Source organism: Nioella sp., from assembly GCF_964229645.1.
Lineage (GTDB): Bacteria > Pseudomonadota > Alphaproteobacteria > Rhodobacterales > Rhodobacteraceae > Nioella.
Genome location: NZ_CAXREX010000314.1, coordinates 1 through 3,352 on the forward strand (window position 1 = coordinate 1; position 3,352 = coordinate 3,352).

At 64.9% G+C, this 3,352-nt stretch carries 5 protein-coding genes; 1 reads left to right on the forward strand and 4 read right to left on the reverse strand.

The annotated features are described in order from the left end of the window. Positions 1-589: NAD(P)/FAD-dependent oxidoreductase (locus tag ACEQXV_RS19565; protein WP_370270563.1), on the forward strand; the 589-nt coding region annotated here is incomplete at its 5' end. A 128-nt stretch (positions 590-717) separates the two neighbouring features. Here ACEQXV_RS19565 and ACEQXV_RS19570 read toward each other — a convergent pair. The 4 genes from ACEQXV_RS19570 to ACEQXV_RS19585 all read right to left on the reverse strand — a co-directional run. Next, positions 718-1,965 (reverse strand): TRAP transporter large permease, encoded by a 1,248-nt coding sequence (locus ACEQXV_RS19570; protein ID WP_370270564.1) that lies wholly within the window; start codon positions 1,963-1,965, stop codon positions 718-720. After that, a complete protein-coding gene (locus tag ACEQXV_RS19575; RefSeq protein ID WP_370270566.1) occupies positions 1,962-2,402 on the reverse strand; it encodes a TRAP transporter small permease in 441 nt (146 codons plus the stop codon). Before ACEQXV_RS19575 ends, ACEQXV_RS19570 begins: the two co-directional genes overlap by 4 nt. A 61-nt stretch (positions 2,403-2,463) precedes the next feature. After that, on the reverse strand, positions 2,464-2,604 hold the full coding sequence (locus tag ACEQXV_RS19580) for a hypothetical protein (protein ID WP_370270567.1): 141 nt from the start codon (positions 2,602-2,604) through the stop codon (positions 2,464-2,466). Continuing rightward, positions 2,601-3,352: CoA transferase (locus ACEQXV_RS19585; protein ID WP_370270568.1), on the reverse strand; the 752-nt coding region annotated here is incomplete at its 5' end. The genes ACEQXV_RS19580 and ACEQXV_RS19585, both read right to left, overlap by 4 nt.

Genomic DNA, 3,352 nt, shown 5'->3' on the forward strand with positions numbered 1-3,352 from the left:
CAGGTGTTTCGAAGCGCCAAGGCTCGTCAACGCCGCGGGGGCCTGGGCCGGCAAGCTCGCCCAGCAGGCCGGAGAGCCCGTGCCGATGTTCAGCGCCGGCCCGCCGCAATTCGTCACCGAGCCCCTGCCGCACCGACTGCACCCGTCGGTGCATATGGTGGAGGGCGATGTCATCGTGCGTCAGATCCCGCGCGGCAACATCATCTTTTCGGGCTACCCGCGCACCCGTTCTCTGCCTTCGGGCGAGTTCACCTACGTGCCGCCAGCCAAGACACTGCGAGGGATGCGCACGCTCGTCGAATGCATCCCCATGCTGGCGCGGGCAGAAATCATCCGCGTCTGGTCCGGGGTCGAGGGTTATCTGCCCGACATGCTCCCGGTGATTGGCGCCAGCACCACCACTCCGGGCCTGTTCCATGCCTTCGGCGGCAGCGGCGGCGGGTTCCAGATCGCTCCGGCGGTCGGCGAATGCCTCGCCGCGCTCGTGCGGGGCGAGGCCTCACCTGTCGACATCTCGGGCTACGGCATCGACCGCTTTACCGAGGGCTCCGAAGTCTCGGAGAAGATTCACCTGGAGTTCGACCAGTAAGCCCTTGCGGAGGCGCCTTTTCCTGAACGTGTGGCCTCTGCTTCCGAGGCGGGGATGGGCACGCATTCTCTTCCGCCGTTGCGCCCGACGGCCGCATGTTACCATTCGGCAACTGCCCGCCCGCCCAATCAGCCCAGACACCCGGTGACATGGGGCGGCTTCGCCAGTGCTGTCCGGCGGGCCCGCAGATCCGTCATGAGCCCGGTCGGCGGCTGTGGCACCCCGGGAGCATCGGTGATCCCCTTGATGACGAACAGGTTCAAACCGACAAGAGGCGTGATCATCGCCAGTTCGAGGTTGATTGTCAGAAGCACACCGTACCAGACGAGGTCGATGTCCAACGCGTGCATCGTCGGCAACAGGATTGGCGTAGTGATCAGAATGATTGCGATGGAATCAAAGAACATGCCCATGACGAAGATCAGCGCCATGACCACGAGGATGAAGGCCAGCAGAGATAGGCCGAGCGCGGCAACACCCTCCGTCACGCCGACCGGCAGGCGGATGATGGTGATGGCATGCCCGAACATCGCAGCCCCCGCGATGATCATGAAGACCATCATCGAGGTCCGCATCGTGGCATAAGCGCAGTCCCGGATCATGCGGGGTGTGAGGGTGCGATAGGCCAGCGCCGCAACGAGTAGTGCGTAGAGGCACCCGGCGGCGGCTTCGGAAGCGGTGAAGACACCCGCGTATATGCCGCCCATGATGATCGGCGGTGTCAGCACGGCCCAGATCGACTTGCGCAGCGCCAGCATCACAGCGCCCCATCCCGCCCAGGAGGTCTGTTCGCGTGTTCCGCCCTTCCACATGCAGTAGATGGAGAACATGACCGCCAGCATCAGGCCGGGCAGGATGCCGGCGAGGAACAGGGCGCCGATGGAAGCGTCCGAGAAGATGGCACAGAGGTTCATCGGGCCCGAAGGGGGAATGAGAATGCCCAGGGTTCCACCCGCGGCGATCACCCCCAGCGCCTCGCGTTCCGGATAACCATAGCGCTTCATTTGCGGGATGACGCTGGAACCGATCGACAGGGCCGTGGCCACTGACGATCCGGAAATCGCGGCGAAGATCGTGCAGGACAGCACCGTCGCCACCCCGCGGCCGCCCCGGATGTGGCCTATCACCGGGTTCGCCATGTCGTAGAGATCGTCGATGACCTTCGCCTTGATCATGATCTGCGCCATGAAGACAAAGAGCGGGATTGTCATCAGCACAGGCTTGGACAGGTGCGCCATGCCGGTGTCGGAAATCGGGCCGATATGGCCCTCGAAGAACAGCAGGATCGCCGTGGCCGTCAGCCCCAGCGCGGCAAAGATCAGCATTCCGGTCAGGAGCAGCAGGATCAGCCCGCCGAAGACGAAAAGGATGGTCATTGGCTCCGCCCAGCGACGGCGTCGAGGATGCGCGTGAGCGCGACGAGGGCCAGCATCGCCGCCGCAAGCATCAGCGGCGCCTGGGGGATCCAGCCCGGGATTTCGAGGTGTCCGGTGGTGTAGCTGCCGAACATGCGGAAGAATTCCACCGCTTCCCACGTGGACAGAAACAGGACGCCGGAGAGCACCAGAACGGCGAGGGCGGCAAACACCCGTTGTACCGCGCGGGAAGGGCCGCGCAGGCGGTCGGTCAGCAGGTCGATGGCGATGTGATCGCCCCGCCGGTAGGCTTCCGCCACCCCGCAGGAAATCATCGCCACCAACGCCCAGCCGGTCACCTCGTCGGACCACAGAAGCGGGCTGTCAGGACGTAGCGCATGAAGACCGCGACGACGCTCCACCATCCGCATCACGTCATCGCCGGACACATCACCCACGATCGAACAGCCAAAGGCCGTGGCGATCCCGGCGTTGATGATTGTGCCCTTGCCCGTCTCGTCACGCAGCCGCGCCCCGCGTGACCCACTCCAGCTTCTGTGTTGTCGTGGGCCAGGATTTCGTCATCTGCAGACCGTCGCGCAGGCCGACCTCACGCAATGCGATCCGACCTTCCGGGTAGGCCGCAAGGACGCGGATCATGCCTGCACCTTCAACGCGCCAAGGATCTCTGCCGTGTGCTCGCCGACCGAGGGCACAGTGACGCTTTCGGACACGATGGGTCGCCCGTCTATCTCGACCGGCACCGCGGGAGCGCGGAAAGCCTTCTTGTCCCGGCATTCGGAGGTGAAGAGCCCGCCGGGCCTGTTCACATGCGGATCGTCATACATCTCGGCAGGACGGGAAACCGGGGCGAACAGCAGGTCGTTGGCCTCCATCACCTGCACCATCTCGTCGAAGGGCCGTGCAACGATCACCGCCGCAATCTGCGGCAGGGTCCAGTCACGCGCTCTGATCTGGTCGGGGCGGGTCTTCAGACGGTCATCCGCGAGCAAGTGCTCCAGCCCGAGCCCGATGCACAGTTTCTCCCACTGCCCGTCCGTCGCCGCGCCCACGAATATCTGCCGCCCGTCCGCCGTTTCGAACAGGTCGTAGATCGGCCAGGAGAACACCCGCTCGGGCATCGGCGGGCTTTCCTCGCCTTCGATGTCGAACTGCACCATGTGCTGGGCCACCAGCAGAAGGCAGTTCTCGAACAGGCCCGAACGGACCGCAGCCCCCTGCCCGGTCTTGCCGCGCTGGATCAGCGCGCCGAGCACGCCGTAGGCGGCAAACAGCCCGCCCATGATGTCATTGGCAGAAGACACGATGCGCAACGGACGCCCCTTTGGCCCGGTCATGTACGCCATCCCGGCCATCATCTGCACCACCTCGTCCATGGCTGCGCGGT